The sequence below is a fragment of the Paenibacillus sp. SJS-P3 genome (assembly GCF_056711585.1).
The window spans coordinates 3,384,596-3,402,598 of the sequence record NZ_CM160043.1 but is presented as its reverse complement, the minus strand read 5'-3'; the positions used below and the strand labels follow the sequence as shown (position 1 = coordinate 3,402,598).

The 18,003-nt window shown below is 57.2% G+C and carries 16 protein-coding genes and 1 pseudogene; 15 read left to right on the top strand and 2 right to left on the bottom strand.

The annotated features are described in order from the left end of the window. Positions 1 to 6: 6 nt before the first annotated feature. Positions 7 to 1,299 carry a hypothetical protein gene (locus AC06G8_RS15670; protein WP_268616204.1) on the bottom strand — a complete coding sequence of 431 codons (1,293 nt, stop codon included), beginning with the start codon at positions 1,297 to 1,299 and terminating at the stop codon, positions 7 to 9. A 242-nt stretch (positions 1,300 to 1,541) separates the two neighbouring features. Between AC06G8_RS15670 and AC06G8_RS15665 the strand changes: the two are divergent. From AC06G8_RS15665 to AC06G8_RS15655, 3 genes and pseudogenes are all read left to right on the top strand, one after another. Then, positions 1,542 to 2,417: pseudogene (locus tag AC06G8_RS15665) on the top strand (AAA family ATPase); the annotation flags it as partial. A 413-nt stretch (positions 2,418 to 2,830) separates the two neighbouring features. Then, a complete protein-coding gene (locus tag AC06G8_RS15660) occupies positions 2,831 to 4,186 on the top strand; it encodes an Nramp family divalent metal transporter (protein WP_447664426.1) in 1,356 nt (451 codons plus the stop codon). A gap of 297 nt (positions 4,187 to 4,483) precedes the next feature. Next, entirely contained in the window at positions 4,484 to 5,872 is a 1,389-nt protein-coding gene (locus AC06G8_RS15655) for a hemolysin family protein (RefSeq protein ID WP_447664425.1), read from the top strand. 77 nt (positions 5,873 to 5,949) lie between these two features. Here AC06G8_RS15655 and mnmA read toward each other — a convergent pair whose 3' ends face one another. Further along, positions 5,950 to 7,086: a tRNA 2-thiouridine(34) synthase MnmA gene (mnmA, locus tag AC06G8_RS15650; RefSeq protein WP_447664424.1), complete on the bottom strand. Its 1,137-nt coding sequence runs from the start codon at positions 7,084 to 7,086 to the stop codon at positions 5,950 to 5,952. Positions 7,087 to 7,477: 391 nt separating this feature from the next. On the opposite strand from mnmA, the gene cymR reads away from it, so the two are divergent. From cymR to AC06G8_RS15590, 12 genes are all read left to right on the top strand, one after another. Next, positions 7,478 to 7,897 carry a cysteine metabolism transcriptional regulator CymR gene (cymR, locus tag AC06G8_RS15645; RefSeq protein ID WP_048745159.1) on the top strand — a complete coding sequence of 140 codons (420 nt, stop codon included), beginning with the start codon at positions 7,478 to 7,480 and terminating at the stop codon, positions 7,895 to 7,897. A gap of 15 nt (positions 7,898 to 7,912) precedes the next feature. Beyond that, entirely contained in the window at positions 7,913 to 9,064 is a 1,152-nt protein-coding gene (locus AC06G8_RS15640; RefSeq protein ID WP_447664423.1) for a cysteine desulfurase family protein, read from the top strand. Between the two features lie 14 nt (positions 9,065 to 9,078). After that, positions 9,079 to 9,636 carry a PRC-barrel domain-containing protein gene (locus AC06G8_RS15635; RefSeq protein ID WP_447664422.1) on the top strand — a complete coding sequence of 186 codons (558 nt, stop codon included), beginning with the start codon at positions 9,079 to 9,081 and terminating at the stop codon, positions 9,634 to 9,636. A gap of 19 nt (positions 9,637 to 9,655) precedes the next feature. Then, positions 9,656 to 9,856 (top strand): hypothetical protein, encoded by a 201-nt coding sequence (locus tag AC06G8_RS15630; protein ID WP_076356814.1) that lies wholly within the window; start codon positions 9,656 to 9,658, stop codon positions 9,854 to 9,856. Between the two features lie 336 nt (positions 9,857 to 10,192). After that, positions 10,193 to 11,263 (top strand): AI-2E family transporter, encoded by a 1,071-nt coding sequence (locus AC06G8_RS15625; protein WP_447664421.1) that lies wholly within the window; start codon positions 10,193 to 10,195, stop codon positions 11,261 to 11,263. Positions 11,264 to 11,688: 425 nt separating this feature from the next. Next, positions 11,689 to 14,325, top strand: coding sequence for an alanine--tRNA ligase (alaS, locus tag AC06G8_RS15620; protein WP_480283301.1), 2,637 nt, complete (start codon positions 11,689 to 11,691; stop codon positions 14,323 to 14,325). 150 nt (positions 14,326 to 14,475) lie between these two features. Beyond that, a complete protein-coding gene (locus AC06G8_RS15615; RefSeq protein ID WP_048745194.1) occupies positions 14,476 to 14,736 on the top strand; it encodes an IreB family regulatory phosphoprotein in 261 nt (86 codons plus the stop codon). Positions 14,737 to 14,774: 38 nt separating this feature from the next. Next, positions 14,775 to 15,188: a Holliday junction resolvase RuvX gene (ruvX, locus tag AC06G8_RS15610; RefSeq protein ID WP_021878637.1), complete on the top strand. Its 414-nt coding sequence runs from the start codon at positions 14,775 to 14,777 to the stop codon at positions 15,186 to 15,188. An 8-nt stretch (positions 15,189 to 15,196) separates the two neighbouring features. Continuing rightward, positions 15,197 to 15,505 carry a DUF1292 domain-containing protein gene (locus tag AC06G8_RS15605; RefSeq protein ID WP_048745156.1) on the top strand — a complete coding sequence of 103 codons (309 nt, stop codon included), beginning with the start codon at positions 15,197 to 15,199 and terminating at the stop codon, positions 15,503 to 15,505. Further along, positions 15,505 to 15,813 carry a DUF1292 domain-containing protein gene (locus AC06G8_RS15600; RefSeq protein ID WP_447664419.1) on the top strand — a complete coding sequence of 103 codons (309 nt, stop codon included), beginning with the start codon at positions 15,505 to 15,507 and terminating at the stop codon, positions 15,811 to 15,813. The genes AC06G8_RS15605 and AC06G8_RS15600 overlap by 1 nt, the downstream gene beginning before the upstream one ends. A 107-nt stretch (positions 15,814 to 15,920) precedes the next feature. Continuing rightward, a complete protein-coding gene (gene mltG / locus AC06G8_RS15595; protein ID WP_480283300.1) occupies positions 15,921 to 17,018 on the top strand; it encodes an endolytic transglycosylase MltG in 1,098 nt (365 codons plus the stop codon). Positions 17,019 to 17,039: 21 nt separating this feature from the next. Continuing rightward, positions 17,040 to 17,978, top strand: coding sequence for a peptidase U32 family protein (locus AC06G8_RS15590; protein ID WP_480283299.1), 939 nt, complete (start codon positions 17,040 to 17,042; stop codon positions 17,976 to 17,978). The last annotated feature ends 25 nt before the right edge of the window (positions 17,979 to 18,003 follow it).

Genomic DNA, 18,003 nt, shown 5'->3' with positions numbered 1-18,003 from the left:
CCGTCCCTACAAGTTTATAATTAATTGCCCGCTCAATGTCTCCCTCTCCATATTACTCGTTTGGGAGTCTTGGTCACTGTACGAATCATTGTACTGTCTTTTTAAACGGTCAATTGCTGTACTATTGTACATATCCTCAAGTCCTTGATGGACCTCATTAATGACCCTCATCAGGGACATATATCTCAGTGCAGCATCCAGTGATTTGTCTCCTCTGAGCAAGGCTAGCTCCATAGGCGACTTCACAAATCGTGCCATTAAATTAGTGTATATACCTCGTCCGATGTGGGTGCTCCAGTTGTATTTTTTTATGAGATGAAGATGTGGTGAATTCATTTTCGTGAGCTTGTTAATAAAAGCATCTTTAACTCTCTTAAAACGCTTCTCATAAACAGCTCCGCTCATAGCATCGTTATTTTCATCTAGGAAAAGGGGCTGTGCAGGATTGCCGCTTTTCTTTTGGTCTAATCTTTCGAGAAGATGCTTATACAGAATTGGTAATGTCGATATGACCTGTACCGGTTGAGTACGTGGAGACTTGACTCTGTTTTTACTTAAATCCGACAATCGATTGAAGAGTTCAGGTCTGTCTTTAATAATTAATTTTAATCCTTTACTTCCGTAGCTACCTTTTGCTATTATGCTTCCTCTGCTGAGATTAACAACCTCGCCTTTCCTTACTCCTCCGAACAATTGAACGTAAATGCCGAATGCTATTTCAGGTGCTACTTCGATAGCGGTGTCAATGAACATTGGAATTAATTTCAGATCGGGGAAGTCGGTAATCTTTGTGATCTCCGCTTTATCCTCCTCTGGAAAAGAAACCCCTGCTTCAATAAAAGGAGATACTGGAACTTCATTTCCTGCCATGTTTCGTTTCATCTGAATTTCAATGGGGATTACCCTTTTTTTATGTAGGAAGTAATAAAATTCAGTTAAATAACGATCAGCAGCCATAACCGTAGAACGTTTGTTATTCCTTACCATCCCTAAATGCTCTAAATAATCTTTTCCATGATGAATGCCAAGATCCTCATATGATTTCAATTCATACTTTTCACTCTGCTCGATCAACAACCAATTCAAGAAACGTTTTATTGCTTCTGCCGGAGCCTTCTGAGTGTTGTTATTGTTTAATCCTGCATATCTTGAACGGATAAAATCTGTTACAGGGTGGGTAATAAGAAACTGGTCTCTTTTGTCTTGCAGGGCAATAGACATATAACTGACAGTTCGACCATTAGCGATTGTTGTTTTCACTTCTCTGGTCACAAAAACAAAATTTTTATTCGGGTGCATTTTTCTTCTCCTTTAACCCCTCTAGTCGTATATATAAAAGTATAGAAGTGAGAGCAAATAGATTCAATTGTTTTCCTCCAAATTGTCCAGATCAGGAAAGCATGCATATATTTCTTAATATCAATAATTCTCCAATACTAGTATTGGAGAATTATTGATATAGTCAACTTTCCTTATGATTACTGATATTTTATCACATTTTATTCTATAAATCTATTTTCTCGAAATACCGTATATATAAGACCGAAAATCCGTTTCATTCCGTCAACGGCGCCTTGCTGTCCCGCTCGACGCTGTTCCGTCTCCACGCGCTGGAGAGCAGGCATGCGCTGGAGGCGATGTCCCGGGCGATCGCGGACAAGGAGCGCGGGCTCGGATTCATGAAGCTGGATGTGCGGCAGGAAGCTCTCGAGCATATCGCAGGCATGGCGGGAGGAGATATCCGCCGCGCGCTCAACGCCCTTGAGCTGGCGGCCGTGACGACCCCGTCGGAGCCGGACGGCACGGTCGTGGTCACGCTGGAGGTCGCCCAGGAATCGATCCGCAGCCGGGCCGTCCAAGCGGATGAATCGACACAATACGACGTGCTGTCGGCCTTTCACAAAAGCATCCGGGGATCGAGCGATGCGGCCTTGTTCTGGTTTCTGTACGCGGTTGAGAAGCTCGGGATGGACCCGATGGTGTTCATCCGCAGGCTGATCGTCGCTTGCAGCGAGGATATCGGACTTGCGAATCCGCAGGCGATGGTGCAGGCCGTGACGAGCATGGACGCCTATCACAAGATCGGCTGGCCGGAAGCCAAGTACAATGTGGCGCAAGCGATTCTTTTTGCCGTCGAGAGCCCCAAGTCCAACGCTGCCGCCATGGCGATATCCAGAGCGACACAGAAGATCGAAGCGGTAGGGACGGCGGACGTGCCGATGCACTTGAGGGATACCCACTACAAGGGCGCCGAGAAGCTCGGCCACGAAGGGTACAAATACCCGCATGATTTCCCAGGCCACTACGTCGTGCAGCAGTATTACCCGGATCGGCTGGCCGGTTCGTCCGTGTATAAAGCGACCCGCCAGGGCATGGAGGACAAGATCCGCCAGAACCAGGAAAGGCGTCATAAATAGAGACGGTCCGATTGGACGGCTCCTACATGCGGACCATGTTCAGACAGCCTCCAAAGGCGGCCGCCGAGGGTCCGATTTCATTCGACCAGGATAGTGGCTGCGGCCGTCGATACGCTTCGGCAAGCAGGGACTCGGTGAACGCCATCCGAGCCGGAAAAGTCAGAGCGAAAGGAACGGAAAAGGAGAGACCGGGAATTCCGGTCTTTCCTTTTTTGTTCCTGGTGTTTCGAAACGGAAAAAAAGGGCTATTCAATTAAAAAGGTTAGTGCTAAGATTTAAGCATAGGAACATTTGCGGAGTTGGGTTCATATACAAGTAAAACAGGAATAAGATCGAATGGCTCTTTTTTTTGCCTCAAAAGTTTCCCTGAGTCAACATATATGGATAGATACAAGTTTAGGAGGAGAGACATCATGAATGAGGAAAGCGCCCTGATCCCTTCCCGGGATAAAGGCTGGAACCGCGCATCTGGCAGGCCTTCGCTCGCAGAAGTGAACGGCTCCCTGAGCGTTCCGACGAAGGGCGGATGGTTCCGGAAGCTGCTCGCCTTTATGGGACCGGGTTATCTGGTTGCAGTCGGATATATGGATCCCGGCAACTGGGCGACGGACCTGGCCGGAGGCTCGCTGTTCGGCTATACGCTGCTGTCGGTCGTCCTGCTGTCCAATCTCATCGCGATCCTGCTGCAGGCGCTGGCCGGCAAGCTCGGCATCGTCACCGGCAGGGATTTGGCGCAGGCGTGCCGCGACCATTACAGCAAGCCTGTATCCGTCATGCTGTGGGTGCTGTGCGAGCTGGCGATCGCGGCTTGCGACCTGGCGGAGCTGATCGGCACCGCCATCGCCCTCAATCTTCTATTCGGCATGCCGCTCCTGTGGGGCGTCATCCTGACGGCATTCGACGTCATCATCGTCCTGATGCTGCAGAACAAAGGCTTCCGCTACATGGAGGCGCTTGTCATTACGCTGATCGGCACGATCGGCCTCTGCTTCCTGATCGAGCTGCTCTGGGCGCAGCCGGTCATGGCCGATGTCATGAAGGGCTTCATCCCCCGGGCGGAAATCGTCTCCAACCCGGCCATGCTCTACATCGCGATCGGCATCCTGGGAGCTACCGTCATGCCGCATAATCTGTATCTGCATTCTTCCATCGTCCAGACGAGGAAATTCGAACAGACTCCGCTCGGCAAGCGCGAAGCGATCCGCTTCGCTACCTTGGACTCGACGATCGCCCTCTTTCTGGCGCTGTTCATCAATGCGGCGATCCTGATCGTAGCCGGAGCTGTATTCCATACTTCCGGCCATACCGATATCGCGGATATCGGCGATGCGTACCATCTGCTCACGCCTCTCATGGGCGGGGCGATCGCCAGCATCCTGTTCGGCGTCGCGCTGCTGGCGGCCGGGCAGAACTCGACCTTGACGGGAACGCTGGCCGGACAGATCGTCATGGAAGGATTTCTGAACATCCGCATGAAAGCGTGGCTGCGACGGCTCATCACCCGTCTGATCGCAGTCGTGCCTGCCGTCATCGTGACCGCCATGTACGGGGAGAAAGGGACGACCGACCTGCTCATTTTCAGCCAGGTGGTGCTCAGCTTCCAATTGAGCTTTGCCGTATTCCCGCTCGTGCTGTTCACGGGAGACCGCAAGAAGATGGGCGAGTTCGCCAACAAGCCGGCGACCAAAGCTCTGGCGTGGACTTGCGCCTGCTTGATCGCCGTGCTCAATCTGTATCTGCTCGGCGCAACTGTCTACAGCTGGATTTAACCGATGATTGAAGGATGGGCAGGACTCTTCGCCGGGCAACGGGTGAAGAGTCCTTTTTTTCCTCCCTGCTTGTCCTGAATGGGCATCAACTGTCATATGGGGCTGCTGAGAGCCATAGTAATGGAAATAATCAGGCAAATCATCCTCATGCCGCCGATAACGGACTTATCGTGAGCCGCAGGCGGTTTGACCGGGAATGCCGTCATGGACTACAGTACTTCATAATAGATTTGATGCCGGGGAGGTGCGCCTGTCCTTGAGCTTGCCGAACATCGGCGCCGGGAGACAGGCAAATGAGTGAGTGACGACCCGTTACCGCTGAGTCTAAGCATTGTACTGGTTCTTATATTGGTTTTCCTGAACGGTTTTTTCGTGGCGGCCGAATTCGCCATGGTGAAAGTCCGCGGCAGCCGGATCGGCTCCCTCGTCTCGGAGGGCAACGGCAGAGCCCGATTTGCGATGCGCTTGACGGACAATCTCGATGCCTTCCTCTCGGCTTGCCAGCTCGGCATCACGCTTGCCTCCCTCGGTCTCGGGTGGATCGGGGAGCCTGCTGTCGCCCGCCTGCTGGAGCCGCTTTTTTCCCGCTTCGGAATTGACGGCCTCGCCTTGAACACCGTCTCCTTCATCATCGCCTTCACCTTGATCACGCTGCTGCATATCGTCCTCGGCGAGCTGGCTCCCAAGACGATCGCCATCCGCAAGGCGGAGCAGGTGACGCTGATGACGGCCGCTCCGCTCGTCCTTTTCCATCGGATCATGTATCCCTTTATCTGGGCGCTGAACGGCATGGCGAACCTGCTGCTGAAGTGGATCGGAATCGAGCCTGCTTCGGAGCATGAATCCGCCCATACGGAGGAAGAGATCCGAATTCTGATGAAGGAAAGCCACAAAAGCGGGCTGATCGACAACACCGAGCTGACTCTGGTCGACAACATCTTCGATTTTGCGGACACGCATGCCCATGAGATCATGATCCCCCGCACGGAAATGATCTGCCTCTCGATCCAAGCCCCCTTCGCCGAGAACAGGGACATCGCCCTGGAGCAGATGCATACCAGGTATCCCGTCTGCGACGGGGACAAGGACAACATCATCGGATTCGTCCATATCAAGGACCTGCTCAAGGCGGGTCCCGACCTCCATGATCTTAGGCAGATCCTGAGGCCGATGACGACGGTTCCGGAATCGATGCAGATCAGCTCGCTGCTGAAGCTGATGCAGAAGCGCAGAACCCAGATCGCGATATTGATCGACGAGTATGGAGGCACTTCCGGCCTTGTGACGCTGGAGGACATCATGGAGGAGATCGTCGGAGAGATCCAGGATGAATTCGACGAGGAGAGGCCCGATGTCGAGCAGACGGGGGAGGCCGCCTATTCGCTCAGCGGGCTCATGCAGCTCGGCGAGGTCGCCGCTCGCTTCGGGCTGGAGCTGGATTCGGAGGATTACGATACGCTCGGCGGCTGGCTCTATTCCCGGATCGAGATTCCGCCGACGCGGGGACAGACCGTCGCCATGTCGGATGAGGCTGAATTCGTCATCGAGGAAACCGATCATTTGCGCATTTCAAGAGTGGCTCTTCGGCTGCTGAGGCCCGCAGGAGCGGAAGAAGAGGCGGTTGCCGCGAAGCGCCAGACAGCTGCAGGCGCCGAGCCGGGTGCCGGATTGTCCTGGCCTTCCTGAACGAGACTTCAGGAAGGCGAAAAAGCCCCGCAGCGCCGAAAAATCGGCGCTGCGGGGCTTTTTTTGGAGACGGCGGATCAGCGGACGGCAAGGCCTTCCGGATAATCCGCCTCGCGGACGAGATGCACCTTGTCGATCGTTCCTCCGCCGAGGCAGATGTCGCCGTCATAGAACACGACGGCTTGGCCTGGAGTGACCGCCTTCTGCGGCTGGTCGAAGACGACCTCCGCCGTTCCGTCGGCCGACAGCCTCAGCGTCACGCCTTGGTCGCTCTGGCGATAGCGGAATTTGGCGGCGCAGCGGATCTCGCCGGCCGGCAGCTCGGGCGCGATCCAGTTGATGCCGCTCGCGGTAAGCGAGGAGGAATAGAGGCGGGGATGCGACTCGCCCTGAACGACGTACAGGATATTGGATTCAAGATCCTTGTCGGCGACGAACCAGGGCTCGCCGTTGCCGGATCCGCCGATGCCGAGGCCTTGGCGCTGTCCCAGCGTGTAGTACATGAGCCCGTCGTGGCGTCCTTTGGTTTCGCCGCTGCGCAGGTCGACCATCGGTCCGGGCTGCGCCGGAAGATAGCCGCTCAGGAACTGCTTGAAGTTCCGTTCGCCGATGAAGCAGACGCCGGTGCTGTCCTTTTTGCGGGCGGTCGCGAGGCCGTGCTCCTCGGCGATGCGGCGGACTTCCGGCTTCGGCAGGTCGCCGATCGGGAACATCGCCGATGCCAGCTGCTCCTGGCTCAGCTGATGCAGGAAGTAGGTCTGGTCCTTGTTGGAATCCACTCCCCGCAGCAGGCGGGTGACGCCGCTGCCGTCGCGCTCGACGCGGGCGTAATGGCCCGTCGCGAGATAATCCGCGCCGAGCGATTTGGCCTTGGCCAGGAATTCGCCGAACTTGATCTCGCGGTTGCACATCACATCCGGATTGGGCGTGCGGCCCCGGCGATACTCGTCCAGGAAATAGCTGAACACCTTGTCGTAATATTGGCGTTCAAAGTTCACCGTATAATAAGGGATTCCGATCTGCTCGCAGACCTTCCGCACGTCCTCGGCATCCTCGTCCGCGCTGCAGACGCCGTTCTCGTCCGTCTCGTCCCAGTTTTTCATGAAGATGCCGATGACGTCGTATCCCTGCTGCTTGAGCAGCAGAGCCGTAACCGAGGAGTCGACTCCTCCGGACATGCCGACGACGACGCGTGCTCCCGTTTGTGCTGCCATTTATCTCCACCACCTTGACAATCTTGCTCTTTCCCTGCTAATCTGACAACTTGTGTTCCATCCACTCAGGGCAAGGGGAGCGTAAAGCCCATTGTAGCATATTTCCTGCCCGCTTATCATGCATTCTGCGCGTATTTTAGCGGACGAATGGGGTGGAATATGTTAACATAGCAGGGAAATGGGAATACCTTGAATTAATCAACGCAGCTATGAACCTGCAGAATAGAGATCAAGAGGCCGGAGGCCGTGGAGAAGGCTATGCTATCGAAGCTTTTTTTCTGGCAAAATCGCCTTGGAGGCCGGATTTTCCGGGCTTCACCGTTATCGGAACGGCCATCCAGCCTCGAAGGTTAGTCTTCAACATCTGTCAAACAGGGAAAGAGGTGCAGCCTTGAAAATTTCAACCAAAGGCCGTTACGGCTTGACGATTATGATGGAGCTCGCCGCCAAATTCGGCGAAGGTCCTATTTCTTTGAAGAGCATCGCGGAGAAGAACTCCCTCTCCGAGCATTATCTGGAGCAGCTGATCGCGCCGCTGCGCAACGCCGGCCTGGTCAAGAGCATCCGCGGAGCCTACGGCGGCTATATTCTCTCCAAGGATCCCGAGACGATCACCGCAGGCGACGTCATCCGCATCCTGGAGGGCCCGATCTCGCCTGTCGACTTCACCGAGGAGGACGATCCGGCCAAGCGCAACCTGTGGCTGCGCATCCGCGACAGCATCGCGGAGGTGCTGGATTCCACAACGCTCCAGGATCTGATCCAGTATACGGAGAAGAGCGAGAACGACAGCTATATGTTCTATATCTGACCGGGAGAGGTGCAAATGGAACGCATCTATTACGACCATGCGGCGACGACCCCGCTGCATCCGCTTGCCGCTGAAGCGATGCTGGCCGTCATGCAGGGGCCGCCGGGCAATGCCTCCAGCATCCACAGCTACGGCAGGGATGCGCGGCGCCTCGTCAATGATTCCCGCGAAGCCATCGCGGCTACGCTGGGCTGCAAGCCTGCCGAGATCGTCTTCACCTCCGGCGGGACGGAAGCCGACAATATGGCTGTCCGCGGCGTCATGGAGGCCCAGGCCGCGGCAGGCAAGCGCCATCTGATCACAAGCCGGGTGGAACATCATGCCGTGCTCAGGGAATGCGAGCGCCTGGAGCGGACAGGCATCGAGGTGACGTACCTGCCCGTTGACGAATTCGGCCTCGTATCCGCAGAGGACCTCAAGGAAGCGCTGCGGCCGGATACGGGACTCGTGAGCATCATTTACGCGAACAATGAGACGGGTACGGTGCAGCCGATCGCCGAGCTTGCCGGATTGGCCGGCACGGCAGGCGTGCCTTTCCATACCGATGCGGTGCAAGCCTACGGCAAGCTGCCGATTGATCTGGCGGTCCTTCCCGTCCAGCTCCTCTCCGTCACGGCCCACAAGATCAACGGGCCGCATGGCACTGGCGCCTTGTTCGTCCGCCAAGGAACCTTCCTTCATCCGCTTCTCGTGGGGGGTTCCCAAGAGAAGAAGCGCCGCGGCGGCACGGAGAATCTGGCCGGCATCGCCGGGTTCGCCGAAGCCGCCAAGCTGGCTGCGGCCAAGCTGGAATCCGATGCTCTTCGTCTCGACGAGCTTCGTCGTGAATGGATTTCTCTCATGGAGGAGGCTGCCCAAGGGGGAGTCGTCGTCAATGGACATGAAGGGAAGCGGGTGCCGGGGATCGTTAACCTGAGCTTTCCCGGATTGGACAACGAAGCGCTGCTCATGAACCTCGACCTGGCGGGAATCGCCGCTTCGGCGGGCTCCGCCTGCACGGCGGGGGCGCTGGAGCCTTCCCATGTGCTGCAGGCGATGGGGCTTCCGCAGGAGCGTCTGCAGACTGCGATTAGATTCAGCTTCGGATTGGGCAATACTAAGGAGGAAATGGCGAGGGCCGCGCGAAAGGTTGAAACTTTTCTGCGCCGTAATCGTAATTCTTCTTAGGAGGCGGATGCCGCATGGCGACTCCGGCCGATCCCGTGATGAAGCTTCAGCATATCATCGGACTGCCTGTCCTGATCTCCCATACCGGCCGGATGGCCGGACGCATCAAGGATGTCTGGTTTGACGAGCATTGGAAGCTGAAGGGATTCGTCCTGGACGGCTGGTGCTGGAAGCCTCGGACCGTCCGGACCGTTCTCTGGGACGAGGTGCTTACCTGCGGCGAAGACTGCGTCTTCATCCGAGGCAAGGAATCCGTCCGCACGGCGAGCGTGTCCATCGCGCAGCGTTCTTTCCTGAACGGATGCGTGCGGCTGAAGGATCTTCCGGTCGTCACGGCAGGCGGCAGCCAGCTTGGACGAGTGTCCGATGTTTATATCGACCCGTTCATGGGTACACAGTTAGTAGGTTTTGAACTGACGGACGGATTTGTCTCCGATCTCATGGATGGACGGAGATGGCTGAGAGCGCCCCGGGATTCCGACGTCTTCTTGCTTGGCGAAGATGCGATCATCGTCCCGACGATGGATGAGAGTTCCCTGGAGCGCGTCGCAGCTTCCGATCCGTACATGTAGGGAGAAATGACCAATGACAATGAAATGCCCCAACTGCAATTCCCGAGATATCGGCAAAATCGGCTCGCATCAGTTCTATTGCTGGAGCTGCTACATCGAGCTGACGGTGAACGGCGACAAGATGAGCGTCTACCAGGTTGAGGAAGACGGCACGCTGAGCTCGCTCGACGATCTGTTCTTCGAAGAGGATATCGCCTCTTCGGAGCTTCACGCCAACTGACGGCCTGTCCAACCGGAATCCATGCCCCTGAGCGCTTCGCGCTGCAGGGGCTTTTGCTTTTTGGCGGTTTTTTGGATTATAGGGAGTACCCTGCAGCGGGATGCCTCCTGGCCCTGGGATGCCCGAATCTTGCCTCCTGCCGCGCGGGCAAGGTTTTGCATGCATCCATCCTCGGCCGGGGAGCCGTCAAGCGCCGTCACCGGCTCTGCTTGCTTGGCTGAGCGGGAAAGGTATGGAAGGCGCCAGAAGGACATATACTGTAACGACCTGCCGGGGAAGACAGGCCCTTTAGGCATCGCTCCCGGTCCGGGCAAGGCGCCAAGGGAGGACGGCAACATGGACAAGCTGAGGCAGAACCGCGTCCTGATGACGCTTATATACATCATTCTAGGGCTGCTGGCCCTGTTTTTGCTGCTTCTCATCAAGCCGATGCTGATGGATGCGTACCGGTTCGTCCGCGCGGTGCTGACCCCTTTCCTCATCGCCATGGTCATCTCGTACGTGCTTCATCCCGTCGTCAGCCTGCTCAGCGCCAGGCGGGTGCCGCGCACGATCGCCGTCCTGCTCATCTACGCCGTGTTCTGCACCGCCCTCGCCGTCATCCTGATGAATCTCATTCCGATGGTGGCCGGCCAGGTGCAGGAGCTCGGAGAGCATGCGCCCGAGCTTACGATGAGAGCCAAAGGCATGGTGGAGGATTTCAACAACACCTCCTTCCTGCCGGACAGCCTGCGCAACGGCATCGAGCGCGCGCTGGTCACGATGGAGAAGAAGCTGACGGAAACGATCGCCGATTTCCTGAACAATATCGGAGCGATGCTGAATGTCGTTTTTCTGGCGTTCATCATTCCTTTTCTCATTTTTTATATGCTGAAGGACTTCGACGTCATGGAGCGGACCGTCGTCACCTACATGCCCAAAGCCCACCGCAAGCATCTGGTCCGGATGTTCAAGGACATCGACGAGGCGCTTGGAAGCTATATCCGCGGACAGTTTCTCGTATGCGTCATCGTCGGACTGCTGGCCTATGCCGGTTATCTGATCATCGGAATGCCTTATGCGCTGCTGCTGGCCTCGATTGTCGCCGTAACCAACATCATTCCTTATCTGGGCCCGTTCATCGGGGCTGCGCCGGCGCTGCTGATGGCATCCACGGTATCGGTCAAAATGATGCTGCTCGTCGTCGTCGTCAACACGCTGTGCCAGATTCTGGAGGGCAACGTCATCTCTCCCCAGGTCGTGGGCAGGACGCTCCATATGCACCCGCTGTCGATTATTTTCGCTCTGCTGGTCGGAGGAGAGCTTGCCGGCATCGTCGGCATGATTCTGGTCGTTCCCGTCTTCGCTGCGCTGAAGGTCATCCTCCAGCATCTGTTCGCTTACTACATCAGGCGGCGTACCGTCTGATTCAAGGGAATGCGAATTTGACAAAAGATTCTTTTTTTCTTATAATGTATGGCATATAGGTCTATTTTCAGCTTCTATACGCACAGCGTTGATGAGACGACAAGTAAGCCGCAGCCCGGCATTCAGAGAGAGGATTCCTTCCGGCCAGACGCCGGTCGGCTGCAAGAATCCCCGTGCCGAAGAGCGTGCCGAAGCTGGTCTCGGAGCGTGGATGAACTCCACCGGCAGCGGCGCCGTTATCTTCCGCATACAAGGAGATTGCCCCTTCTGAAGCCCTAGCGGCGGCTGGAGAGCGGCAGTAACCAGGGTGGTACCGCGATATGAATCGTCCCTGTCGGCTGACAGGGGCGTTTTTATGTTTTTCAAGGCTTATCCGCAAGCAAGACGAATTGACCAAAATCCCTAGTGGAAGGCTGGAATTTCCGATGAAAGCTGCAGAAATCCGTTCCAAATGGCTGAAATTCTTTGAAAGCAAAGGCCACAAAGTCGAGCCGAGCGCTTCGCTCGTGCCGCATAACGACCCTTCCCTGCTGTGGATCAACGCAGGCATCGCTCCGCTCAAGCCTTACCTTGACGGACGCCAGATTCCGGACAATCCGCGCATCACGAACGCGCAGAAATGCATCCGTACGAACGATATCGAGAATGTCGGCAAAACCCGCCGCCACCATACTTTCTTCGAAATGCTCGGCAACTTCTCGATCGGCGACTACTTCAAGGATGAAGTCATCGTCTGGGCATGGGAATTCCTGACCTCCAAGGAATGGATCGGCTTCGATCCGGAGCGCCTGTCGGTAACGGTCCATCCGGAGGATGAGGAAGCGTTCAAGCTCTGGAACGAGACGGTCGGACTGCCCGCCGAGCGCATCATCAAGCTGGAAGGAAACTTCTGGGAGATCGGCGAAGGGCCATGCGGACCTTGCACGGAGATCTTCTACGACCGCGGCGAGAAGTACGGCAACGATCCTTCCGATCCCGAGCTCTATCCCGGCGGCGAGAACGAGCGCTACCTGGAAGTGTGGAACCTCGTGTTCACTCAGTACAACCTGAACAAGGACGGCAGCTACACGCCGCTGCCGAACAAGAACATCGATACCGGCGCCGGACTGGAGCGCTTCGCCTCCATTCTTCAGGATGTCGACTCCAACTTCGACACCGACCTGTTCGTGCCGATCATCGAGAAGGCCTGCTCTATCGCAGGCGTCAAATACAAGGAAAAAGAGGAGACGGACGTTGCCCTCAAGGTCATCGCCGACCATGTCCGCACCGTCGTCTTCGCAGCCGCAGACGGCGTGCTGCCGTCCAATGAAGGACGCGGCTACGTCATCCGCCGCCTGCTGCGCCGCGCTGTGCGCTACGGCAAGTCGCTCGGCGTGGACCAGCCGTTCCTGTACCGCTTGACCGAGACGGTCGGCGACGTCATGGGCGTCTACTATCCGGAGATCGAGGCCAAGCGCGAATTCATCGAGAAGGTCATTCGCGGCGAGGAAGAGCAGTTCCACCGCACGCTCGACAGCGGCCTCGGCCTGCTCGCGCAGCTCGTGGATGCGGCGAAGAAAGACGGACGCGCCGAAATCGGCGGCGAGGATGCTTTCAAGCTGTACGATACGTACGGCTTCCCGTTCGACCTTACGGAAGACTTCGCAGCCGAGAACGGCCTGTCGGTCGATCGCGGCGGCTTCGACCAGGCGATGGACGCCCAGCGCCAACGCGCTCGCGCCGCACGCCATGAAACCGGCGGAATGAGCGTTCAGGGCGGCGCTCTGTCCGAGTTCACCGAGCCAAGCAGCTTCATCGGCTACGACAGCCTGTCGGCTGAAGCGGTCGTGACGGGCATCTTCGTGGACGGGGAGCTGGCGGACATCGCCGGCGAAGGAAGCCGCGTGCTGGTCGTTCTCGACCGCACGCCGTTCTATGCCGAAAGCGGCGGCCAGATCGGCGACAAGGGAACCATCAGCGCGCCGGGAATGAAGCTTGAGGTGGAGGATGTCACCAAAGCTCCTCACGGCCAATCGGTCCATCATGCCCTCGTCGTGGAGGGGACGCTCCATAAGGGTGCCAAGGTGCAGGCCGACGTATCCGGAACGTCGCGAGGCGATACGGTGAAGAACCATACCGCGACCCATCTTCTGCACAAAGCGCTCAAAGACGTGCTCGGCGGACATGTCAACCAGGCGGGCTCGCTGGTCGAGCCGGAGCGTCTGCGCTTCGACTTCTCCCACATCGGCTCCATTTCCGCGGAAGAGCTGGCCGATATCGAGCGCCGCGTCAACGAGCAGATCTGGAAAGGCACAGCCGTCGTCATCGAGAGCAAGCCGATCGCCGAAGCGAAGGCGATGGGCGCGATGGCTCTCTTCGGAGAAAAGTACGGCGACGTCGTGCGCGTCGTCCAGGTCGGCGACTACAGCCTCGAGCTGTGCGGCGGCTGCCATGTGGAGAACACGTCCCGGATCGGGCTGTTCAAAATCACCGGCGAGACCGGCATCGGATCCGGCGTGCGCCGGATCGAGGCGGTCACCGGGCGGTTCGCCTACGCGTATACGGAAGGACGGCTCGAGCTGCTGGAGCAGGCTGCCGGGCTCGTGAAGGCGGGCGTATCCGAGCTGCCGCGGCGCATCGAGGCGCTGCTCGGACAGGTCCGCGAGCTGCAGCGGGACAACGAGTCGCTGCAGAGCAAGCTCTCCCGCATCGAGGCAGGCTCGCTGGAGAGCAAAGCCGTATCGGTAGGCGGCGTGACCGTGCTGGCCGCTCAAGTCAGCGCTCCGTCCATGGATGCGCTGCGCGGCATCGCCGACGAGCTGAAGCTCAAGCTGCCGGAAGCGGTCATCGCGCTCGGCGCGGCGGCCGAAGGCAAGGTCAATCTGGTCGTATCCGTGTCTCAGGACCTCGTGAAAAAGGGCTTCCATGCGGGCAAGCTCATCAAGGAGGCTGCGGCTGTATGCGGCGGCGGAGGCGGCGGAAGGCCCGATATGGCTCAAGCCGGCGGCAAGGACCCTTCCAAGCTGGAGGAATCGCTCAAACTTGTCGAAGAACTGGTTCTCGCGCAGTCAAATGTGATATAGTAAGGATGTATCTCAAGCGGAGCCGGCTGTACTTTCGAAGGGCGGCCGGGGCTTGCGCAGGGAAGTAGAGAATTTAGCCGATTCTATTGAATTCGATACGAATCCGAAGGACCTCCTGAGCGGGGGCCAGAGGAAAGCGAGGTGCTGGCGGTGAGCTCCATGGACAAGACAATGAAGTTTGACGTGGTTGCGGACGGTCCTGAGGCTTCCTCGAAGGATATCCTGCTGACGGTGTACGACGCGCTGGTGGATAAGGACTACAATCCGATCAACCAGATCGTCGGGTATCTCCTGTCCGGAGATCCCGCTTACATCCCGAGGCACAACAATGCAAGAAGCCTGATCCGCAAGAAGGAACGTGACGAGCTCATTGAGGAATTAGTGCGCTCCTATCTGGCCAATCACCGCTGATTGAACGGCAGGCTGGCGACTGGAGTGGGTAGCGGCAGATGAGATTGATGGGCTTGGATTACGGCGACCGCCGAATCGGCGTTGCCCTCAGCGACCCTATGGGCTGGACGGCCCAGGGGCTCGAAGTGGTGCAGCGCAGGGACGGCAGCGAGATGCAGCGTCTCGCCGCGCTTGCGGCTGAGCATGAAGTGGTTGGAATCGTTGTCGGGCTGCCCAAGAACATGAACGGCAGCATCGGTCCGCGTGGCGAAATTTGCATCGCATTTGCCGAGGAATTGGGGCAAGTACTGAACTTACCTGTACACCTATGGGACGAAAGACTTACGACGGTATCCGCAGAGCGGACGCTCATCGAGGCGGATGTCAGCCGCAAGAAACGAAAGCAGGTCGTGGATAAGATGGCGGCCGCGCTTATTTTGCAAAACTATCTCGACTCTAAGATGAAAAGGTGAGGGTAACGATGGCAAATGACGACATGCAGTACGAAGAGCCGGAAATCATTTATATTCCGGACGAAGACGGCAACGAAGAGGAATTCGAGGTAATCATGAAGTTCGAGGTTGACGGCTCGGACCAGAAATATATGATGGTCGTTCCCCTGAACTCCGAAGGCGGAGAAGAGGATGAAGAGGACGAGGTGTACGCCTTCCGTTACGAAGAGGATGGCGACGATCTCAAGCTGTACACGATCGAAGACGAAGAAGAGTGGAGCATGGTAGAGGAAACGTTCAATACCTTGCTCGGCGAACTGGAGGAAGAACAAGGTTAATGAGTACATCGCAGCCGGAGCGCATCAAGCTCCTTAAAGAAACATTCGGCCGGGAAGTTCTGCTCGTCGACGACAGCGGACAGGAAATTCCTTATACGGTCCAAGCGGAATTCAGCCTCGGCGACCGCAGGTATGCAGCTCTCCAATCTCCTGCCCTGCGCAAGGAAGGCGAAGTGGAGATGTTCCTGATCGTGGTTGGCGAGGATGGAACTCCGGAGCTGGAGACGATCGAGGATGACGAAGAGTGGGAGCTTGCGGCCGAATCCTATGACGCCCTGCTTTTCGAAGGGACAGACAACGAGGAATAGCAGTTGACGCAGGGGCGGCTGACACCGCCCCTTTTTGGTTGTGTCATGAAAGCGCCGATTGAAGCGGAGGGCCGGCGACACTTGCGAAGCGGGGGACAGGGATAGAGATGCGGAATGAAGAAATGAGCGGCATGCCGTCCGGGCAGCCGTCCGGGCCGGCGAGAAGCCGGATTACGCTTTGGGTAGTACTGACGCTGCTTACCCTGCTGCTCGTGACGGCTGCAGGAATCGCAGGGTATATATGGAACGGCCTGCGGCCTGCGGCTGCGGGTGATGTGAAGCAAGTGCAGATCGCCCGGGGCATGTCGCCGTTTCAGGTGGCCGACCTTCTGGAGCGGGAAGGCATTATTCGGAATGCCTTTATTTTCAAATATTACCTTAAATTCAAGGAACAGGGCGGGAGCTTCCAGGCTGGAACCTATGAACTCGCGCCGGGCATGGAGCATGAATCGATCATCCAGAAGCTGAACAGCGGCTCGACGGTGAAGGAAGCGGTCATCCGTTTCACGATTCCGGAAGGATATACCCTGCTGCAGATCGCGGACAAGCTGTCGAAGGAAGGCATCATCGACAAGAACCGCTTCCTTGAACTGGCTGATTCCAATAAAACTTGGGGCGACGCCGAAGCGGTCAAGACGATTCCGGATGATTCCCGGATTCGCCATCGTCTGGAAGGCTATTTGTTCCCGGATACCTACGAGCTCAAGAAGGGCAGCACCGAGGAGGATATCCTCACCCGCATGGTAGAGGAGACCGACCGCAAGCTTGCCGAGCTGCCGGACCTGGACGAGACGCTGCAGGAGCGGGGAATGTCGCTTCATGAGCTGCTTACCGTCGCCTCTCTGGTCGAGCGCGAGGTCGTCGTCGACGCGGAGCGGGCTGCCGTTGCTGGCGTCATCTATAACCGCCTGGCCAAGCCGATGCGCCTGCAGATCGACGCAACCGTGCAATACTTGCTGGACAAGCCCAAGGAAAGGCTGTACGAGAAGGATCTCGAGGTCGAGAGCCCCTACAACACGTACCGCAGCGACGGCCTGCCGCCGGGACCGATCAGCAGCCCGAGCCTGAAGTCCATCGATGCTGCGCTGCATCCGGAGAAGAACGAATACTACTATTATGTGACGAAGAAGGACGGCAGCAGCCGTCATCTGTTCGCCGTCACCTACGAGCAGCATCTGAACAATATCAAGCAGAGCGAGAAGTAAAGGCAAGGAGGAACGACGCACTTGAACACTCAACCGGAACTTTTGACAACAGCTGCTTCCTTGGGCGAGCTCCGCAAGCTCATGGAAGCCGGAGCGGATGCGTTCATTATCGGAGAATCCAAATTCGGAGCCAGGCTGCCGGGCGAATTCGGACTTCAGGAGCTGGCTGAGGCTGTCGAGGCGGCGCATGGCTTCGTCCGTCCCGTGCGGATTTATGCCGCCGTCAACAACTTGATGGACAATGCGGCCGCAGACTCATTGCCCGAGTATCTCGGCTCTCTGGCGCAAATCGGCGTGGATGCGATCGTCTTCGGCGATCCGTCCGTTCTCGTGACGGCACGTGAGTCGGCACCGGGCGTGGCGCTGCACTGGAACGCCGAGATGACCTCGACCAGCTATGCCCAAGCCGATTACTGGGGCCGCAGGGGAGCGTCGCGGATCGTGCTCGCGCGCGAGCTGAACATGGAGCAGATCATCGAGATCAAGCAGCGGACCAGCCTGGAGGTTCAGGTCCAGGTGCACGGAATGACGAACATCTACCATTCCAAGCGCTCTCTTGTAGACAGCTATATGGGCCATCTCGGCAAGGAAGCATCGGATCTTGACAGCCGTCTCGGCCAAGGGCTCTACCTGATGGAGGAGGAGCGCAAGGACGAGCGCTATCCGATCTACCAGGATGCCCACGGGACCTATATGATGAGCTCCGATGACGTCTGCATGATCGAGAACCTGCATGAGCTGATGGAAGCGGGAATCGACAGCCTGCGGGTCGAAGGCTTGATGAAAACGACGGCGTACAACGAGACCGTCATCCGCGCCTATCGCGCAGCAATCGACGCTTATGCCGCCGATCCGCAAAACTATGAGTTCAAGGAAGAATGGCTGGACGCCATCCGCGAGCTTCAGGATCCGAGCCGGGAGCTGAGCTACGGCTTCTTCTTCAAAGAGCAAGTCTATTGATCCCAAGCTAGCAGAGGTGAATACA

Excerpts from the sequence above, each read along its gene's own strand:
- AC06G8_RS15670 (WP_268616204.1), bottom strand. The coding sequence starts at position 1,299 with ATGCACCCGAATAAAAATTTTGTTTTTGTGACCAGAGAAGTGAAAACA.
- AC06G8_RS15660 (WP_447664426.1), top strand. The coding sequence starts at position 2,831 with ATGAATGAGGAAAGCGCCCTGATCCCTTCCCGGGATAAAGGCTGGAAC.
- mnmA (WP_447664424.1), bottom strand. The coding sequence starts at position 7,086 with ATGGCAGCACAAACGGGAGCACGCGTCGTCGTCGGCATGTCCGGAGGA.
- AC06G8_RS15640 (WP_447664423.1), top strand. The coding sequence starts at position 7,913 with ATGGAACGCATCTATTACGACCATGCGGCGACGACCCCGCTGCATCCG.
- AC06G8_RS15635 (WP_447664422.1), top strand. The coding sequence starts at position 9,079 with ATGGCGACTCCGGCCGATCCCGTGATGAAGCTTCAGCATATCATCGGA.
- AC06G8_RS15630 (WP_076356814.1), top strand. The coding sequence starts at position 9,656 with ATGAAATGCCCCAACTGCAATTCCCGAGATATCGGCAAAATCGGCTCG.
- AC06G8_RS15625 (WP_447664421.1), top strand. The coding sequence starts at position 10,193 with ATGGACAAGCTGAGGCAGAACCGCGTCCTGATGACGCTTATATACATC.
- alaS (WP_480283301.1), top strand. The coding sequence starts at position 11,689 with ATGAAAGCTGCAGAAATCCGTTCCAAATGGCTGAAATTCTTTGAAAGC.
- ruvX (WP_021878637.1), top strand. The coding sequence starts at position 14,775 with ATGAGATTGATGGGCTTGGATTACGGCGACCGCCGAATCGGCGTTGCC.
- AC06G8_RS15605 (WP_048745156.1), top strand. The coding sequence starts at position 15,197 with ATGGCAAATGACGACATGCAGTACGAAGAGCCGGAAATCATTTATATT.
- AC06G8_RS15600 (WP_447664419.1), top strand. The coding sequence starts at position 15,505 with ATGAGTACATCGCAGCCGGAGCGCATCAAGCTCCTTAAAGAAACATTC.
- mltG (WP_480283300.1), top strand. The coding sequence starts at position 15,921 with ATGCGGAATGAAGAAATGAGCGGCATGCCGTCCGGGCAGCCGTCCGGG.